The sequence below is a fragment of the Roseobacter cerffii genome (genome assembly GCF_054226325.1).
This window is the reverse complement of the sequence record NZ_JBTBYJ010000003.1, coordinates 1-20,764: the sequence shown is the minus strand read 5'-3', so window position 1 is coordinate 20,764 and position 20,764 is coordinate 1. Positions and strand designations below refer to the sequence as shown.

The window sequence follows — 20,764 nt, the reverse complement described above, 5'->3', positions numbered from 1 at the left end:
GACCAAACATTCAACTTTTCAGCGTGAAAATTAGCTTCACCTGCGAAGCCAACCTTGACTTGAACGTCTTCGCTACCGCTGCATCCTGTTACGTCCGTCTGCGGAGACGGACTTCATGGGTGCTTTCACCGCACCTCTGTCGCCAAACACTCTGCACGATAGACGTAATACCTTGCCCTTCCGCGACAGTCACATCGCCGACACCGAAAGCGCCCGACCAGGTTGACCAGCGGCATTGACGGGTTGAACCGTAGGTAGAGCTGATAAGGCGGAACCATGTACTTGTGCGAGCAATCAGCACAGATGACCTCAAGCACGTCTGCCGCCTTTAAGTCGCAAATCTTGACGTGGTGGCCGAAGCCATAGACTTGAGAGATGAGCGGCATACCGGAGAGAACATAATAAGAACATACGTTCTGAGTCCAGCCTCAGATTTCGCTAAGCAGTCTTGCCTGGCGCCAATCGCTACGGTTCCCAATAACCTCATCTGGCCATGGTCTCATAGGCTGCAGTGGCCCGTCGCATCAGCTCGACCGCGATGACCCCGCCTTCATCGAGTGGCAAGGCTGTTGCAAAGCTGAGAGTTGCTGGCGGGTACGCCCTTCCTGTCAGCGTTCGCTTCGAGCCAGTAGCCACTTGCTCCCTCCATGTCGTAAATGCCGCTCTCCCAGAGCACTGATCCGTGCTCGATACTGACCGAAAAGTCTTCTTCATTCTCTAGACCGGATCGAAGCACCCTATCGAGGTTCCCAATCTGGAACTCATCCGTAGACCTCCAGTTTGTGTAATAGACGGTGTTCTCGTTTTCCTGAGGGTCGGCGTGAACCAAGTCGATAGGAACAGCTCGTTTCGAGTTCTGAAAGTTGAAGAAGACGCGCATGCTCGCTGGCGCTCTCCCTTCAGGAAAAACTGCGGATCGGACGCTCTCACTTAGAAAAATCAGCATGACGTTTGCGGCCCGGTAGTTGCATGCAAATCCCAGCTGAAGACCTGTCTGAGTTAGTAACAAGTCGCTGCTGTAGCGGTGATCCCCCTGCGGTTGAGCGACAATCGTCCAACGATTTCGAACGGGATTTTTCCCATCGGTTCTCTCGCTCGGCAATGCGGAAGGTGTCAGTTGGGTGTTCTCGGCCATGAGGCAGGAAAGGCTCCTCTCAGCGATGCACCTTCTCCATTCGCTCAGCGACGTGCGAATGTCTCCTATAGAAGCCGGAAGGAACAAGACGGCGGCCACGAAAGCAATGACGAAGGCCACTTTCTTGCTGAAGTGCTTGCGCGGGTCATCCCCGTAAAGAACCTTGTTGAGCAAAAAAGTAAGGCCAACAGCGATGACGGGCAAGACAATCACGAGAATGGTGTAACGCATTTAGCTACCTGTATTGGGGATGGCTGGCTTGCAGCTTGTTGTCTGGCACTCCAAGTGCGAGCATCGCAACCGCCTACTCGTGAAGCACAGTGCTGCCTTCATCCTGCCGCGCGCCATAAGCAACAATCGTCAACGCATCGTCTGGCAGTGGTCGTTGCAGCGCCAGAGCCTCTGCCGTGGGCGCTGTGAGCCACGTGTGCACTTCATCCCGGCTGGTCAGTATAACCGGCATAGCCCTGGGGTGGTGCGGCTTTACCACCGCGTTCGCATCGGTCGTCAAGAAGCCATAGAGCTCGTCTGTTGTCTCGCCGTCCTTCACCTTCCGTATCGACGTCCATTGCGTCCAGATGCCTGCGAAAAACGCCAAGGGTCGGCTCTCATCCAGCGCGAACCACACGTTGCCCTTCTTACCCTCTGGAAGCTTACCAGGCTCGCAGAAGCTCGTCATCGGGACCACGCAGCGGTTCTCGACGCCCAGCCATCGACGCCAATGACCAGACGCGGTGTTGCGGATGTTGGTCAAGCCCGGATCGCGCCCACTCTTTGACAGTCGGCTGCGAGGCGATGGCATGCCCCACCGCATCATGGTCAGCTCGGGCCCGTCAGGGCCGTTGCGAACGACCGGGGCCATTGTGTCTGGATAGATGCCCGGCAGCGCAGCCAGGTTGCCGGTTTTGTCAGTTATTCCCTCAAATATCTGTCGTATGGCGTCCTGCGCCGTCGTCATCGAATATAGATTGCACATAATTCATAGCCTGATTCCCCATCAACGCATTGGGCCTTCGTATTCCTCTTCGATCAAGGACATATGCGGACGGTCGTGGCTTGACGTGTGCAGGGCCCGCCTTACAGCCCACTTTTCATGATTCTGCGCGGTGAATGAATGTCGGCCCTTTAGATGTAGCTCCTCTCCAACGGCTATTGTTGGCCCTCTTCCGAAGACAGCGCATCCGCCCACTTCTTGGACCATCCACCAAGCGGTTTGAGGAAGGCAAATAGCTCGACACCTTCGCTAGTTAGCTGGTAGCCATGGTCACTTCGCTCCACAATGCTGCTGGCCACCAATTCTTTCAGGCGTCGGTTCAGAATAGTCGGAGACATTTGTTCGCAAGCAGTCTGGATTTGACGAAATGTCATCGGCCCGTTCGAGAGTTGCCAGATAATACCGAGCGCCCAACTCCGCCCAAGCAGATCAAACAGCGCCATGATTGGTTTGCCGGTTCTTGAGCCTCTGACGGGCTGTCCCGGAAACGGTATCTCATCTGTCATAGAACTTCCCCATTGCTACATTTTACGTAGCAGTTTATTGCTACTTATAGTGTAGCGTATCTACGAAGTATTGTCATGTTTATTCTCCCGGTTCTTGCTGCTGTGGGCGCGTCTTTCGGATGGGCTACTGGGATCGTTCTGGCGCAGTGGCCAGCGCGTCAGTTGGGCACGTTCGAATTCACGCGAATTCAATTGGTTGCATGCTCAGCAATCCTTGCCGTCATTGTCAGCTTGCTAGGAAATTGGCCGACGATCGCCTGCGCCTATTGGCCATCTTTTGCAGCAAGCACAGTCATCGGCATTGTCTTGGGAAATCTCGCTATGATCGAATGCTTGCGACGCGGGGGGCCAAGACGCACCGAGCTTATCCTTTCGCTAAAAGCACCACTGGTAGGTGTCATGGCGTATGTATGGCTCAATGAAACTCCGGTTGTTATTGACTTGATCGGAGCGGCCATCACGCTTTTTGGCGTAGGGCTTGCTGTTTTCTTCGGCAGCGATGAACGCTCAGAAAGTGATACGACGAGCGGAAGTCTTGCCACCATCATTGCGCTTGGCGTGGCCGCTACGGCATTCCAAGGCTTCGGGTTTCTTGTTGTGAAACCGGCGATGCTTGCCGGAACCGATCCTTTGGCAGTGTCTGCGCTCCGTTTGCTGGGTGCGACGTTTCTAATTTCTGTTGTAGCGCTATGGCCAGCTAAGACCTTCAAACCGATGTCACCCGTCACACCCTATCTGCTTGGCAGAACAATTCTGCCGGGTTTTATCGGATACGGCGTTTCGTCGACCCTCCTGTTATACGCCTTTTCAGCGATTGATGCGGGTATCGCCGCTGTTCTGGGTTCTCTTTCGCCAGTCCTGGTACTTCCTATCCTTTGGATTAAGGAGGGATTAGTTTCGCGCCTCCAAGCTATTTTAGGGGCTCTCCTGGCAGTTGCGGGCATTGTAATCATTCTTTTGCTGTGAATTGAAAGCTGCCATTGGCACAGTTGCAGCGAAAGAGCGCTTCAGTCGCGCAACGCTGACCCTCGCAAAAGGAGCTCAAGGTCCGCTTCAAAAATGGATGCCAGGGCACCTAGGCCTTGTGTGTGAGCGCCTGTTCTCTGAACTCGGCCTCGATATCCTCACCGTCCCGCACACGATGTTTCGCGTTCTGGCCGATGTCGACACCATCCTCGATTGCCTCGCTCAAGAGATTGATATCTCCATCACCGCCTGAATCGATCGATGCACCGGCTTCGGCGACACTTGCTTTGCCCGCGGCTGCGCCCCCACCCTGCCCTTCCCGGTCTTCAGCGCCAATTTCGGCAAGCGCAGAGATCGTCGATTGGACGGCGGATTTGGTCTCCGCTTCGACACCGGCCATCATGTCTGTCAGCTTGAAACTCTGCTGCACGGTAAGGTCCAGCTCAGCCTGATCTTTGGTCAAGCCAACCTCGCGAAGCGCCTTGGCACTCTTCTTGCGCCGACTGGTGGCAAGCGTCATGCTTGTGGACGCCGTGGTTTGTGCGGCCGCGATGCTTGTCTCAGCGATCTTTGACGGAGCTTTGCGGGAAGACCGCGCCTTCACCCCTCCCGCTTTAGTCTCAACTTCTTCAGCACGGCTCGCCCCCCGTTCCCCCTTCCCCACCTTGGTTGTCTGGTCTCGGGGTACTTCTAAGAGAGCTTTCTCCGGGAACGGCAGCTCACCCGATTGTGCCTTATGAAGGCTCTTGAAGAACGGGTCGTCGAAATACCGAATGCGCTTTGCCCGCACCGGCATCTGGGCGTCCACGACCATCACGATGTCATCAAGCGACATGCGCCGGGCTTCATCCTTGGGCAAAAGGGATGTCTCTTCCGTGCGTTCCGACATGCTGCGCCCCTCAAACGGATTGCGGCCGATGGAGCGTGAGCGGGTGACCACACGTTTGGTGGTCATGCCGACCGCGCCACTCAGCTCCTCGACAGTCTTTTCGTCGGACGGAGTGAGATAGAGCTTGATCCCGGCATTTCCCTGCAATGCGCGGCGCGTATTCTCGCCGTAGATTTCATCGAGCGCCGGGATGGTCTGGGTCACGATTGCCAGGTGGCCGCGATAAGATCGCAATGTCTCGATGCTTTCGACCACGACGGGCATCTTCCCGAGCCGATTGAACTCATCGAGCATGATCATCACCGGCCAGGGCTCGTCCGGACCCGGCTCACGATCCTGCAAGGACGCAATCAGATCGGAAAAGAACAACCGGATCAGCGCCGCCATGGGGCGCACCATGTTTGGAGCCACGACAAGGTAGACCGAAAACGGTTTCTTTCGGATGGTCCGGAAGTCGAAATCGGACGTATTGGTCGCAGCATCGATGGCCGGGTTGCTCCACTGATCGAGGCCAGAGGTCATCAGGAGTGAGATATAGGACGTCAGCGTGTCGTTGTTGGTTGACGCCATCCGCTCGAAGATCAGCTTGGCCGCCGTGTTCTGCACCTCGTCGCGCCGCTTCATAAACTCCTTGCGCTTGTCCCCACCGGACGCCGTGATGCGGTAGATTTCGCCGAGTGTCAGGCGCTTTCGCTCGAATGCGAGTAAACCCGCCGCAACAAAGAGATCGATCCCGCCTTTGAGCAGGCCGGAGGTGCGGTCGTTGTCCGTCTGCAGAAAGAGTGTTGCCAGCAGTTGGAGCTCCATCTGCTGCTGGTTGGGGTCTGGGAGGCCGGCGATCCGCAAGAGCGGGTTGTAGCGATGGGACCGGCGGTCGTTCCAGTCCGTCGGGGCAAAACGATAGACATCGTCCCCGTCCGCCGCCCGGTGTCGGGCCGTCGCCTCGAAATTCTCGCCCTTCACGTCGAGAACCACGGCACTGCCACGGAAGGTCAGCAGGTTCGGGATCACGAAACCGGTGGTTTTCCCGCGCCCAGTTGGGGCCACGCAAAGCACATGAGGGTATACGCTCGAGGACAGATACCGTCCTCGGCGCCTGGGTGAGGTCATCTTGCCGAGGATGAACCCGCTGCCCGGCGCGGTGAAGAAGCCGTTGCGCTTCAACTCGCCGGCCCGCTGCCAATGAGTCTTGCCGAACTTCGTCAATGCGGTGCCGGACAGGACCACACTCACGAGCATGCCCGCCAAGGCTGTACCGCCAACGATGAGATTGGCCAGCTGAAAATCATCAGGACGCACCTGACGGAGGCTCAGGTAATTCCCGGCGAGCCAGAAAAAATCGATCTCAGCGCGCAATCCAAGGTCGCGAAACGTCAGGAACGCACTCGCAAAGACATATCCGAGCGCCGCGCTGAGCAAAGTCAGCAGGACAATGCCGAGCGCGATCCGACCCCTATCCATGGGTCTGGCCTTTTTCGGTATGGCTTTGCAGACTCTTCAGACGCTGCGCGTCATATTCCTCCTCGGCAATTTCCGAGACCACCTCGCGCACGGCATCACTGTTTGCAGTCGCCTCATCCGACTGCAAATAGGCTTTCGCAGCGTAGAGCCGGTCCAGCCGGTTGTCGATCGCCGCGTCGAACGCGTCGGCATCCCCGTCGCGCAAGGCGGCGATTCTGTCATCGTCAAGGAGACGCTCCACTTCCGCCCGATAGGCCGCCCTGCCCTCTTCATCGGCAAAGGGGGGAGTGATCTTGTCTGTGCGTTCATGGGCAACGACGCTTGCAAGCACCGGATTGTCCGGCAATCTGTGGGTGGCGTCCGCGACCGCGTCTCGATCATCCGTTACGACCTCACCGCGTCTGGCGGCAGATGTGGCCGCATAGGTTGCCCCGAGACCGCGCGCCAGATGTTCCGGCATGTCGGGATAACGTCCACGCATCTCGGCCGCGACAGCCGCGTCGATCTGCAAGGGCCCATCGGACCGCGAGAGGATACGATCAATCTCGACGTCAATTCGCTCCGCGCGCGTCTCGTCAATGATGCGGACGTTGAATGGGTCGCGCGCATCGATCACATCGCTCGGCCGTGCAGGCAGATCAGGATGACGCCGCAGATAGGCACGTTGCTCCTTCTCGAGGCGAGCTTCGGCCCGGATGGTGATGTCATCCGCGCGCTTCGCGATGTCCGTCTCTGAAAGCCCCTGCCCGCGTAGGTCTTGTCGGATCGCACGGGCAGCATCATCCACGCTTTCTGGATCGTAATGCATGTCTGGAGCATGGGTATCCTCGATGACACCGTCACGGCGCAGCACGTCCGCGCGCTCCAGGACTGTCCCGAGGGCGACATGCACCTTGTCGAGCGTGTCGACCGCGACCCTCAGGTCCTCGCGGCGCTCCAGATTGAGGTCCCGCGCATCCGCGATTTTCTGAAGATCGTCAGCATACCATTCCCGTTCCAGGGCCGCCGTATTGGCCCCCTGCTCCATCCGCGCCACCACCGCTTCCGATGAAACGCCGGTCCCGCGCAAGGCGGTCTCAATCTGTGCCCGCGTCCGCCCCTCCCGTAGTTTCTCCACCAAGCTCGCGTTGATGTTGGTCTCAGAATAAATGCCGGTCTCGGTCGGCCGCTCTGTCAATGTCCTCGAGCGCAATCCGAGCGGCTGCATATGCGCAACCGGCCTGAGTGCAGCCACCATCTGCTTTTGCAGCGCCGGGCGGTCGGCCTCAGCTGCCTCCCGGATCAGAACCGCCACGCGGTTCATCTCATCCGCAAAGCGACTGTTCAGATCGTCAAAACTCTGGTCCTGGCTCATGTAGATGTCTCCGGTTTGCAGAAGTTTGCCCTGTCGCGCCAGGAACGTGCTTGCCTTCAGCAAGGCGGCTTCGATATCTTCGCGATTTTCAGCTGACGCCTCGGCCGCAAGCGATCGAAAAACTTGGGCATTGCCAGCGATCTCGCCGAGGGCGCGGTCAAGGTCCTCTCCGACCCGTTCCCGCTGCAGAGCTGAACGCCCCTCCTCCTTCGCGGAATAGACCTCGCGCGTGAGAGGCGGATAATGGGTTTCACCGCGATCGATACGTCGGGTCGCTTCAAGGCGGACCCCGTACTTTTCCGCCTCTTCGACCATCGCAAGGCGGAAGGCGTCGTAGTTGAAGTGATGATCCCGTCCCAGATAGAAGAACTCACCTTCCTGCGACCGGCGATTGATGACCACATGGGCGTGTGGATGGTCACGGTCCCTATGGACCGCGATCAAGTAGTCGAAATTGCGATCCTCTTTCTGGAAGAAGCGCTCGCAGACATCGCTGGCAATGTCGCGCACATGGGTGCCTTTGGTGCCGCGCGGAAACGACATCAAAAGATGGCTGGTATGTCCGAGCTTGGGATTGAACCCCTCATCCCACCGAGACGTGAACCGCTCAACCACGGAGGTGATCTCTTCGCCCGTCAGCCGCGTCTTTCCATCATGGACGCCGCGGCTGTCAACGATGTGGGAAGACTTCGTTGTCAGATAGGCCAGCTGGTTTTCGAGTTGGGCCTTCGTGTGTGTGCCGCCCGTGCGGATCGGTTTGAAAACGGCAGCGCGATGCCCGTAAGCCGCGCGGACCATCTGCGCCCGCCGCGCCCCAAGACCTTGCATCGATCCTCTGATACGGCTCCAGCCCTCGCGAAAGATTTCGCCGGTGACGAGCGTGACAGCATCACTCCGGGGCATCTGAAAAGTCCTTCAGAGCGCTGTGGGCTTCAAGCGTCACATGGCTCACCCGCCGCCGCGCGAGCGCATCAACCTGGTCTGCGAAATCGAGAACGAAACCGGATAAGAGTCGCAATTGCGTGAGGCTGCGGTCGCCAAAGATCGGCGCGATACCTTTGGCGCGGGCCTCATTCAGCCGCTTCGCAATCTGGGTGACGTTGTTGCCCACGCGATTGAGTGCTGCACGGAACGACTTGAGCTCCTCTGCCAGATGTTGATCCGGTTGAAAAACGCCGTTTGCCGATTGGATGAGAAGACGAACACCGGCCGATCTGCTCGGCACCCCATGCTGCGCGAGCACGTTGTCGAAGCACTGCAACTCCTCCGGTGTGAGCGTGACACTGACCTGTTTGGTCCGAATGCGCGTGTCGCGGCGTCGATCTTTTTCAGTGCGGAGCGTGTAGTAGACCGTGCGCTCACTGACCCCGAACCGCGCTGCCAAACCTGCATGCGTCACACCCTTCAGGCGTTCACGAACGATCTCTTGACGCTCTTCGGGGGTCAATCTGCGCCGTGACGACATACTGCAAATACACTCCCTATTTCCTGCCAATCTCATACAGGCCATCTGGAGTGTCTAATATTATATTATTGCAGTCAATACATACATCACAAAGAACGATCACCAGATGGTCTGTATTCCGTTTCAAGCCGAACGCGTTAGCGTGAGCGCTCCTCCTTTTCTGCACAAGCTGATCATTGGCCCAGAATATGAGTTTGAAAAAGCAGCGCGCTGAGCGTCTCCGCTGCGATTCGGCACCCCTACCCCACCAAAGCCTCTTAGTCGGCCTGTAGGCCCCCTCTGGGGCGCGCTACGCATGGCTACCGTCGAAGGCAACAGGCGGAAGATACTGTTTGAGCCTGGATTCCCGCTCGAGTGATGGCACATGCAACCTGCGACATGGTGAATACAGTATCATTTATGGCAAATCATATATCGTGAATGTCTACGGCGTTCTTTCGCCCAAAAACGCGTAGTAGGCCCCTTGCCATCTGCCGGGACCCATCAAACGCCCCACGCAGCAACAAGGACCGCTCCTTTCCGGCTCATGGCAAATCATTTATGCAGCATCATACCTGAAACATCCGACATGCGCCCTCAAAAATCTCAAAAATGAGCATGCGATATCAGTCGTGTGATATCCATTATCTTTCCTCAGATATCAACTATCGATCATCAGACATGATTTATGGCAAATGGCACATGCTGCATCAGTTATCCTTGATGCAACATCCGTCCTGACATATACCGTATCCAAAATCATAAAGAAGACCCTTGAGGATACAGGATCATGCCCAACGAGCAGTTGAAGGTCATCGCAATCATGACGCGAAAAGGCGGTGCCGGAAAGACCGCACTTGCACGCGCCTTAATGAGCGCCATCATCGCTGACGGAAAACGGTGCATCGCCATCGATGCCGACCCGCAGCAAGCGCTCTTCCGCTGGTGGGAGAGCGTCACCACCGAAAACCCGGATGTCGCATCGACGGCCCCAGACCTTCGAGTCATGGGGATCGAAAGTCCCTCCGACCTCGAGGCAATCATCGAAGACGCCTACGAAAACGACACGGCAGACTTCGTAATCATCGACACGATGGGGGCAGGGGGCCAATGGGCCGACGAACTGGCGGTCCACAGCGATCACATCGTCTTACCAATGATGCTCTCGGACACCGACATGCGGATCGCCACCGACACTTACAATTGGTATCAGGGCCTCTTCGAACGCGCAGAAGACCCATCAGCCCTTCCAAAACTCACGGTCGTGCTCTCCCGAGTCGATAAGACCCCCTCAAAGGCCATGCGCGCCATGGCACGTGAAGCCAATGCCAAGTTCCCGGTCATCGAGGAGCTCTTCATGGATCGTAAACAACATGCGGATGTCGATCGTGAGGGCCTCTTCCATCAGATATCGAAATGGCGAACCGAAGACCCGAACCCGCTGATGCGCACCCATGCCCGCCTTTACGACGAGGCGCTCGACGAGGCGCGCGAAATCCTCTCATTGGTGCTGGAGGCAGAATAATGGCGCGCAAGAAAATCACCTCGCTCCTTGGAGACGATCCGGTTTACAGCAAACAGTTTGGAGACAAGCCTAAACCGGCCGAGCCCGATCCCAAGCGAGAACCAGTTCAGACCGCGGAAGCCGCCACTGCACCCGCAACAGACCCAAAGCCAGCTGCGGAAAAGCAGGCCTCGACCCGGAAGCAGCCGACCAAAGCTGCAGGCCCTGCAAAGAAGACCACGCCAGAGAAGAAACCCACGCCGAAACCAAAGCTGCCGAAAAAGCCTGAGACACGCGCAGTGCATGTCCGCGCCGCCCCGAAAAAAGACCATGGACCTGGATTGGAAGCTCTGGAAGCGGCGGGTCTGCCGGCCTCCGATGTTGTGCGCCTTGCCGGCAAACGCGCCATCGACAAGTTCGAACTCACGCCGAAATACGTGGCCCCGGACGAAGCCGAGCGTCTTCCGAGCAATATGAGCTTTCGGACCATGAAGACACTCGACGCCCAGGTCCTCGACAAACTGCGGGATCAGGCCGACCCGCTCCGCCTGCGCTCGGACGCGGCCGTGATCCAGGGCCAGTTGGAGCCTGTCTTCTGGTCAGAACTTACAAGCCTCATCAAGGAACTGCGCAAGCAGTATTCTTGAAGGCGCGGCATCGCCGCGCCGCGATTCTTGCTGGGAGGGGGAAGGAGTTTCGGCTTCCTTCCCCCTGAAACAAAATAGACAAGACCGTGTTGTCGGCTGCGCCTCCGCCCGCACCACTCTTGTCGATTTGGTTTCACCCCCATCCTCTCAAGCTCCGCGCATACTCGCGGGTAAGCAGCAGCTTACCCTGTCACGATTTGTGATGCAGGGAAGGGAAGCACTGCCTGTGCAAAAAAACCGTGAGAGACAGCGATGCCGGACAACAAGAGAACCGAGGCGCAACCCATCAAGAAGATCATCGATCGGGAGACCGGCGCACATGTTGGCTGGCTCTATGAATGGAACACCGGCGACCTCGTGCCGATGTGGTGCAACGGTCCCAAAGACAATGTGCGATACGAAGACATTCCCCCAGGAGAGATGCCACACGGGTAGGATGGTCACCCAAACGGCTCCGCGCGAAGCGCCAGGCGGGGCAGGCGGGATGTGCCCGCCGCCCGCTACCGCATCACCTTCAATGAAAAGCGACGAAAAGAGGGGGAGGGGCCGCCTATGCGGCCTGCCCATCCCGTTCAACTTGTGCATTGATGAGATCCACGGCCTTCTGCGCCTCGGCAGCGGCCTTGAAGATCAACCCTCTGTCCGATTTCAGCGCTTGCAACCATCCTTCGATGTAAGCGGCACTTTGATCGAAGGCAGGTGCGACCCCCAACTGAACCGCCAGAAAACACGCGCCGATCTCGGCGACCAGTTCCTCGAACGCGTATCCGGCGCGGTCCTCGAAACGCTTGATTCGATCGAGCCGCAACGCATGCCCGGTCCAGTGGACGGTCTCATGCCCCAAAGTCCCGTAGTAACCGCTCGCATCGAAGAACGTGCCAATCGGGGGCATGTGAATATGGTCCGGACATGGTGCATAATAGGCCTTTGGCGTCTTACTCGTGATGACTGTCGCGCCCGTGGCGGCAAAGAACGCCTCCAGCTCAGGCACCGCTTCAGTGCCAAGATCACGCGGCGGGGCAGGGCGGACGTAATAGTCTGCCGGCAATCCCTCGATCTGATCGGCATTAAAAACGTTGTTGCACTTGGCGAAGCGGCTGGTTTGTGGTTCGATCTCGCCATCGACCTCTTTCTCGAAGGTTCCATAGAAAACCGACCGCGTGGCCTTCTCGCCTTTGCGCACGCACGCCCCGAGCGCGAGCGCTTGCCGATAGGTTATCCACCGGGCCGACGCATAGCCTTTGATGTGAGACGTCGCCCAGAGCATCAGGACATTCACCCCCCGATAGGCGGTGCCATCATGTCGCAAGGGCAGGGCGGCTCCGGTAGCATCCCCTGTCCACGGTTTCCGCCACGGCGGCGTTCCCTTCTCCATCTCGGAGATGATCGTATCCGTCACATGCTGTTTGATGTCGATCTTGGCCATGTCTCTCGCTCCTCATCCTGAACGCGGGTTACAGGCACCGCGCCTGTCGCGGCTGTCCTGCAAACCTGCTCACGGCGAGTGCGGAGGGGGCGAGACCAGATCGAAAATGGGGAGGGGGATCGCCCGGCATCGCAGCGCGGCACAGCCGTGACCGATGTTGGGGAGACCCCATTTTTGCGTCTGGTCCGAGGGGGAGGCCGCGCCTCCCCCTGAAACTTACTGTGGCGGGAGGATGGGAACCACGTGGCTGGTGAGACCACCTTTCCTGGGATAGGTTCAGCTCATGTCAGATTTCAGCAAATACATTGTCTATGTGGACGAAAGCGGCGACGCCAATTGGAAGGCTGCACCGGAGTTTCCCCTACTCTGCGTGAACTACTGCATGTTCGAGAAAGAGCATTATCTGGACGAGCTCGTTCCGCGGTTTAATCGACTGAAGTTCAAATCTTGGGGTAGCGATAACATCGTGCTTCACGAACGGGATCTTCGAAAGACCGACAAGATCCGCGACGCCGCGGTGCGCTCAAAATACGAGCGTCTCAAGGGAGATCGGCGCGCAGAGTTCATGGACGAGTTGACGGCTCTCATGAAGGACGCCGAAGTGAAGTGCTTCTGTGTCATCATCGACAAACCGAAGGTACCGAAGCGCCACCAATCCTTTGACCCCTATCACATCAGCCTATCTCGCGGCTTCCGGCAGATCGAAAACTACTTGAAGCTCCATGACCCTGACGAACTCACCAAAGACCTGCATGTCGTTTTTGAGATGCGTGGCCGGACGATGATGCCGCACTAAGCCGTGCCTATCAGCAGGTGACAGTACAGGGTTCTCTGCTTGGTCCGCTTGCAAAGTATGATTTCTCGAACTTCCGCCTGGAATTGATGGACAAGAAGAGCAACTCGACCGGTCTACAGATTGCGGACCTGACGGCAAAACCGATCGGGAACCACTACCTGCACGAAACTGGACAGAAGCGGCTGACCGACCAACGCGTCGCCGAAGTACTCCTCGAAAAGCTGCATTTCTGCACCGGAACAGTGTGTGAGACAGGCAAATATGACGTGTTTCACCAAGGCCTTTAGAATCCAAAGGCGGGCCGAAGCCCGCCAATGAACGGACGGTTAGACCATCCCGTTACTGAGTGTCATATAGCATTGAAGGGTTAAATTTTCAACTGCTACCCGCGTGGCGCACTCGAACCTAGCCGGGTGAGCCAATCCTTCCTCCTCAAGTGCGAAGATGAGAGTTTGATGTCAGATAGAGGACCCTCGAAGCCCGGCTAAAAGTCGCGCTTCGAGCTTGATATCTGTTATGGATTTGCTCGAAAGCTCTCCATTTCGGGCTTCTTGGATACGCGGAGCAAGGAACCGGGACAGGCTTTCGAGAGCCGCGGCCTGGTCTTCGCCATCCGCATTCTTATTCAAACGGTCTTTGTCTGTGTCACCCGGCATAGCTCGAGCATAGCTCTGGAACTTTGCAAAATCCAGATCGACGCGTTGGAGGCTCTATCTGGGCGACTACGCGGCAGCGCGTTCAATCGACTTCTTCACGGCCAGCGTGAGATTGTCGAAGTCCTCGGCGGCCATGGTCACGCCGTATTCCGTCCCGCCATCCTGGTTTTCCCATTGCGACTGGCGAAGTGTCCCACGGGCATTCACAAGATCGCCGGGAGCGACATTCTCAAGCGCCCATTTCATCACATTCGGATTGAAGATCGTCACCTCATTCCAATAGGGATTTGCCTGGAAATCTCCCCGGTCATCCTTCCGCCCGTACTCGGCAGCGATGGTGATCCGCACGGTCTTGCCGACTTCCTTGACCTTGCCGACGCGGCCGAGAATCTGGAATTCCGCAAATGTACGCATGACTGTCTCCTTTCAGGGACCGGCCGGCCCACATAAGTGATCGCCCGCTTCACAATATTATAATATTGATGTGCTCGCAAAGGAGCCGCTACCCAGATAGCGGAAATTCGCCAAGAACCTACTGGCTTTAGACGCGTGAGCTGCCCCAACATTAGCGCTAGGTCGTGAGTGTCTCGAGGCGACTGCTGTCAATGAACCCTATTCCGGGCTGACAAGCTCTAGGGATGGAAAGTAAGTTCGATACCGTCGCGCGTCCCGTGTGAGCAGCGGCACAGACAGCACCATCGCATGTGCACCGATGAAAAAGTCGGGCAACACGTTCTGCTTAGTCCCTTTGGACCGTCGATAGGAAGAAAAGGCCTTTCCGGCCAAAAACAGCGCATCTCTTGGCATCATTTCGTGGCGCAGCCCAGCCGCCTCGATGAAGGCATCGAGCCGTTCCTTCTCACGATAACCAACAGAGAGCTCGGCATAAACACTGTCATTGATGAGCAGATCACCTTGCAGAGCTGCTGCTTCCAATTGTGCGATGGACCACTCTGCAAAGTTCTCGTCATCCGTCACAACATCAAGAAGAACATTTGTGTCGACGAATATCACCCATCGCCCCGCGTCAGCGCCATGATCTCGTTGGTGCTGAGCTCTGTTCGCGCGTGTCCGCGCAGTGCGCCAAAGCGCGAAACCGCCGCGGCGCCATGTTCCGGAACAATTTCTACCCGGCCGTCCTTCGTACGACTGAAGGTGACTTTGCTTCCTGCCTTAAGTCCCAAAAAGTCACGAACGGCTTTGGGGATCGTGACCTGACCTTTGGTTGTGAGTGTGGTAGGCACATGCATCTCCAGTAATACCTCTTTTCTTTCAAGTATTACTTCGCGTACCGTTTTGCAAGGTTTGATACTGGCAGTGCCCGACGGTCTTTCCTGTCCGACGGGTCTCCGCCAGCGGGCGGAATGTTTGGCTTTGGTGTCAACGAACACGCGTAAGGGCGGCATCTCTGCCGCCCCCTCTGCTCGATGTGGTCTTATTCGGTGACCTGGCCATCGTCGCCATCCGCCTTGGGTGGAAAAGCGACCAGATCGGTGACCGCAACCGGGAAGTCGAGCTTGATGGAGAGCACGGTCTCGCCATTCTCGCGGGTGTTTTCGAAGACCGCGCCGACGCGGCGGAAGCTGGTTTGGTCCTTGCCGTCTTTCTTGAAGGCGACGGGAACGGTGAGGGTGAACATCTTGTTGGACATTGTCGATCTCCTTGTTTCGATGCGGGTGACCCAGCGGATCGACCAAGGCAGATCGCGCAAGTGGAAATCCGGAGGCTCCACCCTGAGGGTGGAAACCGGATTTCTGCTTGCCGGAGCGAAGCGACGGGCACGCGAGCGGCCGAGATCCGCAACCCGTAGATCGAAAAGAAACAAGGCAGATCGACACGCTCAAACGGTGTCAAACCATCCTCATCCCAGAAACATCGGAGACGGTGATTCAATCCCCCTCCCAACATCAAAGGCGGTCTTCGACGAAGGCCCGCCCGAAACGCGAAATGCACCACCGTTAGCCGCACACCCGGGCCATTGGTCGTGACGGGCGTATCGGTCCTCCAAGGTGGGTGGGGATGCGTGTTCAGACAACGGACGGCCTGCAGCCGGGCGGCAGAACACCGTCCCGAAATCGCTGGCAGACACTCAGGTGAGGTAAAGGAAAGGGCCTGCCCTAGGGACAGTCACCCGCACGGGCGAAGACAGCGTTGCAGGCGGCGTGCGCAGCATAGAGTCTGGTCGGCTCTGCCGAAGGTCGAATAAACAACAAACTGGAAGCGACTTACTGATCCTTCGACAACAGGCCGCGCGACGTAATGGCTGTCAGATTGTCCGGTGTCCGCCGCGTCAGCTCCATGCCATCGGAAGAAACCGCGGCTTCGACAAACTCGGTCTTCTTCAGGACACCGCCATCCGCCTCGACCCAGGTGGTGCTGTCGCCGTCCTCGCGCGTGATCGAGCCGTCATGATTGATGCGGATCGACACGCCGCCAACCTTGACGGCGACGGAATGAACATCGGCGATAATACCTTCCCAGGCACCGTCGAAATCCCGGCGCAGCACCACCATGTCGGGCCGTAACTTGATCTGCACATCCTGATCGGCATCGCCATCGGCACTTTTGAGCATCAGGAAGGTTTCCTGTATGTCCGGATCGGCGTGGATGCTGGCCCGCGCATCCTTGGGAGGCCAGACCTTTGGCGCGCTGCGCTGTCGGCCCTCCGGGTCCCGGTGAAACCCGATGTAGAGCTGTGCCGATTTCCAGACGCGGGCGGCTTGCGATGCAATCTTTGACATGGTCGGTCTCCTGAGCGGTAAGACTACGCGGCTCCTGGCTCAGTTGAGCCGGAAGCCGCGCAAACCGAGGGACTTGAGGAAGCAAGGGCAGGGAGGCTGCCCTCACAGGTGTCCACCTTCAATCGTAGTAGTCCGGCACCCAAGCCTCAATCCGGGCCTTCTGCGCCGCTGTGACCCCGAGCAGTTCCCGCTTGGTCTCGTCCGAGAACAGGTCTTCCAGCGTCTTCGCCTTCTCGGCCTTCTTCGACTTGGCGAACGCCTTGGCCTCCGCACTCGTTGGCGCAAGGTCGAGGAGGTCACAGTAGATGGTCTCCAGCATCGGTCCTGACAGACGCTTGAAGAGATTCTCTGCTGTGGGCGTCCAGACTTTGCGGATATCGGCCCCTGCTTTTTGGGACAGTACCCCACGGAAGATGGCATCCCCGCCTGTCAGCAGTTTTGCCAGATGTCGGGTCAGTTCCGCAGCCCGATGCTTCTTCCCTTTCTTCTTGAAGCTGGCGAAGGCGTTCTTGAGATCAACGCCCCAAGCGTCCGCCGGGCTGACGCCGGGTTTGCTCAGCCGGTTATCGACCTTGAACCCGGCCTCAACGGAGGGGGCGTTGCTTGGTGTCCCAAGGCTGACCTCGAACACGTCGCGAAACCCGGTTGCACCGCTCAACTGGAAGGCCAGCAGATCGAGCAGGAGGTCGGGTTGATCCAGCATGGCGTTCTGCAGCGCGGCCAGCTTGATCGCCTCCAGATCGTCCTGCAACTTTTGCGAATAGGGGGTTTTCGGAGCCTTGTCGTCACCGCTCCCATGCGCGGACGTCTGCAACACACCCGCCGCAATGGCAGGCTTCTTGTCTTCGGGCCGGATCAGCCCTGCCTCGACTTTCAGACCGCCGTTCTGATCAACATAGACCACGCATCCGGCGTGGGCTTTCTGCGAGTCGGTGAAGGCACCCTCCAAAACGACATGGAGGTCCGCCAGCTCTTCTTCACCTTCCGCATTGAGAACGTCATTGTCGGCCATTTCGCAGAGGTTCTCATAGCGCTCCATCTGACCATCGGAGAGAATACCTTCGACCGGATAGACGCGGGCGAACTTGTTATCCTCGATGAAATTCCAGCCGAGGTAGGCGTCGCTGTGAGTCTCAACCCAGACCCAGCCATCGGAGATGCGCACCTGTTCTGCCGCTTCAGCCAATTGCGCTGCAAAGGCTTCGTCCAGAACCTCCCTGTCCTCGAAGAACACGTCTTCGGAGAAGAGATCGCGGGTGATCTTGCCGCCACTGGCCTCGTAGGCTTCCACACCGACAAACACTGCGCGGCGGTCTGTGGCTTTGGCCGCTTTCGGGTGCAGGAAATGGTCCAGCTGGCTCACGCTGGAGAGGCGCCCCTCGGCAATGGCTTGCAGCGCCTCGTGAACCAGCTTCTCATCTTGAGCGGTCGTCATTTTCTGCGCCGCCGAGAGATTGATGGTCTTGGCCTTGAGTGCATCAAGCGCTGCATCGGGCAGATTGGCGAGTTTCAAGCGGCCTTTGACATGGGCGACGGTCACACCGAAGGCGCTGGCAATTGCCTCGGCATCGGCATTGGTTTTGGCCATCCGTCCGTAGGCCCGGATTTCGTCTGCCGGATCGAGCGCTTCACGGGCCGTGTTTTCCGCATTGGCCCAGTATTCAGCCTGCTCTGGATCACTTGCCAGAAGAACGGGAATCGAAGATGTGCCCTCGAAGTCGGGATATGTCTCTGCGAGAAAAGCCAAGGCCTTGAGACGGCGACCGCCTGACACGATGCCGATCTTGCCGTCGTCGTCCTGAAGGCCGCCCAGGTTTTGCAGAAGTCCACAGGTTTTGATGCTGTCCGCCAGCGTCTCCACGTCCGTCTGCGCCACATCTTGGCGGGGGTTGAGGTCGTGCAGGTAAAGCTGGTCCAGCGATGCATAGATGATCGCGGCGTCGTTCTTGATGGTCGATTGATTGGTCATGTCTTTCTCCTTTGTTTTCGAATGATGGTGGGTGCGGTGGGGCAGGGGGCATGTGTCCGCCGCCCGTCGTTTCAAACGGGGTGGATCACCTCCTTTCCTGGGGACTTTGGTGCTTGTTCCGGGGATCAGGCGGCTCAGTATTCGGAGGCGTGAAGGATCGTCAGGACGCGGCGGGTCACATCGAGGTTTGCCGGATCGGCGCTTCCCATGGCATAGTCGGTGTCGTAAAGATCGATCTTCCAGAAGATGCGATGGCTATCGCCCGCCATCTCGACATCGAAGGCCCCGAAACTGTGATCTCCGTAAGGATCGTTGTCCTCGGTGAAGGTATCGAACCCTTGGACCCGCTGCATGATAATCGCTTTCGCAGCAGGCGAGAGGTCGGCTACACCGCGGGTCATCACGATCTGACCGGGCACGGTGAAATCCGCGCCCCATGTTGTGCGGAAGCGGTCGTTCTGTTCCGCGATCTTGGTTGCTTCGGGTGTAGAGGTCTCTGGTGTGGCACGCATCGGCTTGCTCCTTGGTGTCTGGTTTTGAGATCAGCCCCTGAGGGGCGTCGTCTCTAAAACCTGACCCACTGGCGAAGTGCCGGAGTGAGCAAGGGCACACCCCAATCGATGGGACGTGGTGCGGCCCGCAGCGCCCGGGGCGCGAGGACACGGGTCCTGTCTATTTGGGTTGCCTGCGCGAGAACCCAGCGGGTTCTAAAGCAACGTCCCCGCAGTGGCGTATCGCGCTTGTGCGAACCCCAAGGGGACTATGGAAAGCGCGCACAATGTGCGCCTCATCCTTAGAAACAAGGCGATTCGGTACATCGGGAACACGTTGTTTGCCCTGTAACGCGACGGGCTTGGGTGACGTCTGTGATTAAGAAACGGAAAGATGGGCCAAAACCGCATGAAAGGGTGGGTATCTGTGGGCCAACGATTACTTCAAGCTCCTGTTTCTTAGTATGCCCCAGGGCTATCACTGAGAGCTGCTCTTTGTGGGGCTCTCCGGCCTAGGTTATTTCTGTTAGAAATTTGGTTAGGTTTGTTATGTTGTTAGACCTCTGAAAAGACTCAGGGAAATCAGTCTTCTGGTGTTGTTTTGCGTTCCTGATGTACCGAACATGCGTTCCCGATATACCGAGGATGTGTTCCTGTTGTACCGAGTCGAGTGTTCCTGATGTACCGAAGATATGTTCCCGTTGTACCGAGTCACCAGATCGGGTTCGCCTCGATGTACTTCTTGGCGAAGGCGCGGAAGGCGGCGTTTGCACTCTTCACGGGATCGTCCTTGCGTGCCGCCCATTCCCGCCAGGCGCCGAGGATATACTGGATGTCGTATTCCGGGTTGGCGTGCTTGATCTCGGTCAGAACGGAGTGTGAGACGGTCAGCTCCGCCAGATTCGGTACATCGGGAACAGCGAGGTCATCAAATTTTGGCTGAAACCGCACAAGCGCCTGTTTTCCTTTGGTTTTGAATGGGGTTGACACTTCAGCAGGATCCACGATCTCGACAGTGTAATCGGGGATGGTGCCGGCTTCGCAGATCTCGTTGATCCGGAACTTGAATTTGCGCTCGGTATCAATCGACCCGCACTTCTCGGCCAGACGCTTGATTCCGATATACCATTCCGGCTGACGGCCGACATGCTTGCGGGCCAGCTCGTAAAGACGGCGTTCAAGGCCTTTCGAGAGCCGGAAGTAATCCCGATTGATGGTCAGGACCCGGCGGTCCTTGACGATGGCATTGAACATCCATCGGTTCATCGTGACTTCGACAGCCCCCATGACGCGCTGACCGTTGCGGTTGGTCCGTTCGATGACCCGCCAATCCTCGATCCAGCCGAAGCCGCGTCGCTCGCGCTCATCACCGGCGGTGATGTTCGTCAGAATGTTGGTTGAGCGCAGCCGATCCAGCGCGTCGAGGAAGAGCTCGTAGGCGCGTTTGCCGGAGCTGCGGCCGGTCACCTTGAGAAAATCATAGGCAGAGAACTTGATTGTGCGGTCCTGGACGGTCGTGGGCACATCCATGTCGAACTGCCCATGCTCGATCCGCTCATTCACCAGCGATGTGAGATAGATCAGGATGTCTTTGTCCCAGATCGTCGCGATGCCCTTGTGACCAGGCTGGATCTCAATCTTCACCGTGCCGTCGTCAAAGACGAAGGGGGTCATCCGCGGGCGCTTCTGAAGGGAGAAAAACGGGAACTCCATCAGGGCACGCTCGTCTTTGACCGGGGCGTCAGCGAGCTGGTCCAAGAAGAGGTCTACCTGTTTTTCTGACAC

General features: G+C 57.7%; 21 protein-coding genes. 5 read left to right on the top strand and 16 right to left on the bottom strand.

The window, feature by feature from the left end; translation table 11 throughout:
• Window positions 1-550 precede the first annotated feature (550 nt).
• The 3 genes from ACVC7O_RS21805 to ACVC7O_RS21795 all read right to left on the bottom strand — a co-directional run bounded on the left by ACVC7O_RS21805 (window position 551) and on the right by ACVC7O_RS21795 (window position 2,635).
• The gene (locus ACVC7O_RS21805; protein WP_458326342.1) at window positions 551-1,366 is read right to left on the bottom strand and encodes a hypothetical protein; all 816 of its coding nucleotides are present in this window, start codon (window positions 1,364-1,366) and stop codon (window positions 551-553) included.
• A 73-nt stretch (window positions 1,367-1,439) separates the two neighbouring features.
• Window positions 1,440-2,111, bottom strand: a complete 672-nt coding sequence (locus ACVC7O_RS21800) for an SOS response-associated peptidase (protein WP_458326341.1) — start codon at window positions 2,109-2,111, stop codon at window positions 1,440-1,442.
• 173 nt (window positions 2,112-2,284) lie between these two features.
• Window positions 2,285-2,635 carry a winged helix-turn-helix transcriptional regulator gene (locus tag ACVC7O_RS21795; protein ID WP_458326340.1) on the bottom strand — a complete coding sequence of 117 codons (351 nt, stop codon included), beginning with the start codon at window positions 2,633-2,635 and terminating at the stop codon, window positions 2,285-2,287.
• Window positions 2,636-2,710: 75 nt separating this feature from the next.
• Here ACVC7O_RS21795 and ACVC7O_RS21790 point away from each other — a divergent pair, with 75 nt between their 5' ends.
• Window positions 2,711-3,601, top strand: a complete 891-nt coding sequence (locus tag ACVC7O_RS21790; RefSeq protein ID WP_458326339.1) for an EamA family transporter — start codon at window positions 2,711-2,713, stop codon at window positions 3,599-3,601.
• A 109-nt stretch (window positions 3,602-3,710) separates the two neighbouring features.
• Here the strand turns inward: ACVC7O_RS21790 and ACVC7O_RS21785 are convergent, their stop codons facing one another.
• The 3 genes from ACVC7O_RS21785 to ACVC7O_RS21775 are packed head-to-tail and all read right to left on the bottom strand — an operon-like array spanning window position 3,711 to window position 8,752.
• Entirely contained in the window at window positions 3,711-5,951 is a 2,241-nt protein-coding gene (locus tag ACVC7O_RS21785) for a type IV secretory system conjugative DNA transfer family protein (RefSeq protein WP_458326338.1), read from the bottom strand.
• On the bottom strand, window positions 5,944-8,208 hold the full coding sequence (locus ACVC7O_RS21780) for a relaxase/mobilization nuclease domain-containing protein (protein WP_458326337.1): 2,265 nt from the start codon (window positions 8,206-8,208) through the stop codon (window positions 5,944-5,946). The genes ACVC7O_RS21785 and ACVC7O_RS21780 overlap by 8 nt, the downstream gene beginning before the upstream one ends.
• Window positions 8,195-8,752, bottom strand: coding sequence for a helix-turn-helix domain-containing protein (locus ACVC7O_RS21775; RefSeq protein WP_458326336.1), 558 nt, complete (start codon window positions 8,750-8,752; stop codon window positions 8,195-8,197). The genes ACVC7O_RS21780 and ACVC7O_RS21775 overlap by 14 nt, the downstream gene beginning before the upstream one ends.
• Before the next feature lie 787 nt (window positions 8,753-9,539).
• Between ACVC7O_RS21775 and ACVC7O_RS21770 the strand changes: the two genes are divergently transcribed.
• The 3 genes from ACVC7O_RS21770 to ACVC7O_RS21760 all read left to right on the top strand — a co-directional run bounded on the left by ACVC7O_RS21770 (window position 9,540) and on the right by ACVC7O_RS21760 (window position 11,335).
• Entirely contained in the window at window positions 9,540-10,274 is a 735-nt protein-coding gene (locus tag ACVC7O_RS21770) for a ParA family protein (RefSeq protein ID WP_458326335.1), read from the top strand.
• Window positions 10,274-10,900, top strand: a complete 627-nt coding sequence (locus tag ACVC7O_RS21765) for a hypothetical protein (RefSeq protein ID WP_458326334.1) — start codon at window positions 10,274-10,276, stop codon at window positions 10,898-10,900. The genes ACVC7O_RS21770 and ACVC7O_RS21765 overlap by 1 nt, the downstream gene beginning before the upstream one ends.
• A gap of 252 nt (window positions 10,901-11,152) precedes the next feature.
• Window positions 11,153-11,335 (top strand): hypothetical protein, encoded by a 183-nt coding sequence (locus ACVC7O_RS21760; protein WP_458326333.1) that lies wholly within the window; start codon window positions 11,153-11,155, stop codon window positions 11,333-11,335.
• Window positions 11,336-11,450: 115 nt separating this feature from the next.
• On the opposite strand, the gene ACVC7O_RS21755 is transcribed toward ACVC7O_RS21760, so the two are convergent.
• Window positions 11,451-12,326 (bottom strand): ArdC family protein, encoded by an 876-nt coding sequence (locus tag ACVC7O_RS21755; protein WP_458326332.1) that lies wholly within the window; start codon window positions 12,324-12,326, stop codon window positions 11,451-11,453.
• Window positions 12,327-12,609: 283 nt separating this feature from the next.
• Between ACVC7O_RS21755 and ACVC7O_RS21750 the strand changes: the two genes are divergently transcribed.
• Complete coding sequence (locus ACVC7O_RS21750; protein ID WP_458326331.1) at window positions 12,610-13,122, top strand: DUF3800 domain-containing protein; 513 nt, start codon at window positions 12,610-12,612, stop codon at window positions 13,120-13,122.
• Window positions 13,123-13,580: 458 nt separating this feature from the next.
• Here ACVC7O_RS21750 and ACVC7O_RS21745 read toward each other — a convergent pair whose 3' ends face one another.
• The 9 genes from ACVC7O_RS21745 to ACVC7O_RS21705 all read right to left on the bottom strand — a co-directional run bounded on the left by ACVC7O_RS21745 (window position 13,581) and on the right by ACVC7O_RS21705 (window position 20,764).
• Window positions 13,581-13,778 carry a hypothetical protein gene (locus tag ACVC7O_RS21745; RefSeq protein ID WP_458326330.1) on the bottom strand — a complete coding sequence of 66 codons (198 nt, stop codon included), beginning with the start codon at window positions 13,776-13,778 and terminating at the stop codon, window positions 13,581-13,583.
• A 66-nt stretch (window positions 13,779-13,844) separates the two neighbouring features.
• Window positions 13,845-14,192: a single-stranded DNA-binding protein gene (locus ACVC7O_RS21740; RefSeq protein WP_458326329.1), complete on the bottom strand. Its 348-nt coding sequence runs from the start codon at window positions 14,190-14,192 to the stop codon at window positions 13,845-13,847.
• 198 nt (window positions 14,193-14,390) lie between these two features.
• Window positions 14,391-14,792 (bottom strand): type II toxin-antitoxin system VapC family toxin, encoded by a 402-nt coding sequence (locus tag ACVC7O_RS21735; RefSeq protein ID WP_458326328.1) that lies wholly within the window; start codon window positions 14,790-14,792, stop codon window positions 14,391-14,393.
• The gene (locus ACVC7O_RS21730) at window positions 14,789-15,028 is read right to left on the bottom strand and encodes an AbrB/MazE/SpoVT family DNA-binding domain-containing protein (protein WP_458326388.1); all 240 of its coding nucleotides are present in this window, start codon (window positions 15,026-15,028) and stop codon (window positions 14,789-14,791) included. Before ACVC7O_RS21730 ends, ACVC7O_RS21735 begins: the two co-directional genes overlap by 4 nt.
• 185 nt (window positions 15,029-15,213) lie before the next feature.
• Window positions 15,214-15,429, bottom strand: a complete 216-nt coding sequence (locus ACVC7O_RS21725; RefSeq protein ID WP_458326327.1) for a hypothetical protein — start codon at window positions 15,427-15,429, stop codon at window positions 15,214-15,216.
• A gap of 574 nt (window positions 15,430-16,003) precedes the next feature.
• The gene (locus ACVC7O_RS21720) at window positions 16,004-16,519 is read right to left on the bottom strand and encodes a hypothetical protein (protein ID WP_458326326.1); all 516 of its coding nucleotides are present in this window, start codon (window positions 16,517-16,519) and stop codon (window positions 16,004-16,006) included.
• A 118-nt stretch (window positions 16,520-16,637) separates the two neighbouring features.
• A complete protein-coding gene (locus tag ACVC7O_RS21715) occupies window positions 16,638-18,488 on the bottom strand; it encodes a ParB/RepB/Spo0J family partition protein (protein WP_458326325.1) in 1,851 nt (616 codons plus the stop codon).
• A gap of 134 nt (window positions 18,489-18,622) precedes the next feature.
• Window positions 18,623-19,000, bottom strand: coding sequence for a DUF3768 domain-containing protein (locus ACVC7O_RS21710; protein ID WP_458326324.1), 378 nt, complete (start codon window positions 18,998-19,000; stop codon window positions 18,623-18,625).
• A 690-nt stretch (window positions 19,001-19,690) separates the two neighbouring features.
• Window positions 19,691-20,764, bottom strand: coding sequence for a replication initiator protein A (locus ACVC7O_RS21705; RefSeq protein WP_458326323.1), 1,074 nt, complete (start codon window positions 20,762-20,764; stop codon window positions 19,691-19,693).

Excerpts from the sequence above, each read along its gene's own strand:
- ACVC7O_RS21720 (WP_458326326.1), bottom strand. The coding sequence starts at position 16,519 with ATGTCAAAGATTGCATCGCAAGCCGCCCGCGTCTGGAAATCGGCACAG.
- ACVC7O_RS21765 (WP_458326334.1), top strand. The coding sequence starts at position 10,274 with ATGGCGCGCAAGAAAATCACCTCGCTCCTTGGAGACGATCCGGTTTAC.
- ACVC7O_RS21745 (WP_458326330.1), bottom strand. The coding sequence starts at position 13,778 with ATGCCGGGTGACACAGACAAAGACCGTTTGAATAAGAATGCGGATGGC.
- ACVC7O_RS21785 (WP_458326338.1), bottom strand. The coding sequence starts at position 5,951 with ATGGATAGGGGTCGGATCGCGCTCGGCATTGTCCTGCTGACTTTGCTC.
- ACVC7O_RS21795 (WP_458326340.1), bottom strand. The coding sequence starts at position 2,635 with ATGACAGATGAGATACCGTTTCCGGGACAGCCCGTCAGAGGCTCAAGA.
- ACVC7O_RS21715 (WP_458326325.1), bottom strand. The coding sequence starts at position 18,488 with ATGACCAATCAATCGACCATCAAGAACGACGCCGCGATCATCTATGCA.
- ACVC7O_RS21800 (WP_458326341.1), bottom strand. The coding sequence starts at position 2,111 with ATGTGCAATCTATATTCGATGACGACGGCGCAGGACGCCATACGACAG.
- ACVC7O_RS21750 (WP_458326331.1), top strand. The coding sequence starts at position 12,610 with ATGTCAGATTTCAGCAAATACATTGTCTATGTGGACGAAAGCGGCGAC.
- ACVC7O_RS21805 (WP_458326342.1), bottom strand. The coding sequence starts at position 1,366 with ATGCGTTACACCATTCTCGTGATTGTCTTGCCCGTCATCGCTGTTGGC.
- ACVC7O_RS21790 (WP_458326339.1), top strand. The coding sequence starts at position 2,711 with ATGTTTATTCTCCCGGTTCTTGCTGCTGTGGGCGCGTCTTTCGGATGG.
- ACVC7O_RS21755 (WP_458326332.1), bottom strand. The coding sequence starts at position 12,326 with ATGGCCAAGATCGACATCAAACAGCATGTGACGGATACGATCATCTCC.
- ACVC7O_RS21780 (WP_458326337.1), bottom strand. The coding sequence starts at position 8,208 with ATGCCCCGGAGTGATGCTGTCACGCTCGTCACCGGCGAAATCTTTCGC.
- ACVC7O_RS21730 (WP_458326388.1), bottom strand. The coding sequence starts at position 15,028 with ATGCATGTGCCTACCACACTCACAACCAAAGGTCAGGTCACGATCCCC.
- ACVC7O_RS21760 (WP_458326333.1), top strand. The coding sequence starts at position 11,153 with ATGCCGGACAACAAGAGAACCGAGGCGCAACCCATCAAGAAGATCATC.
- ACVC7O_RS21725 (WP_458326327.1), bottom strand. The coding sequence starts at position 15,429 with ATGTCCAACAAGATGTTCACCCTCACCGTTCCCGTCGCCTTCAAGAAA.
- ACVC7O_RS21770 (WP_458326335.1), top strand. The coding sequence starts at position 9,540 with ATGCCCAACGAGCAGTTGAAGGTCATCGCAATCATGACGCGAAAAGGC.
- ACVC7O_RS21710 (WP_458326324.1), bottom strand. The coding sequence starts at position 19,000 with ATGCGTGCCACACCAGAGACCTCTACACCCGAAGCAACCAAGATCGCG.
- ACVC7O_RS21740 (WP_458326329.1), bottom strand. The coding sequence starts at position 14,192 with ATGCGTACATTTGCGGAATTCCAGATTCTCGGCCGCGTCGGCAAGGTC.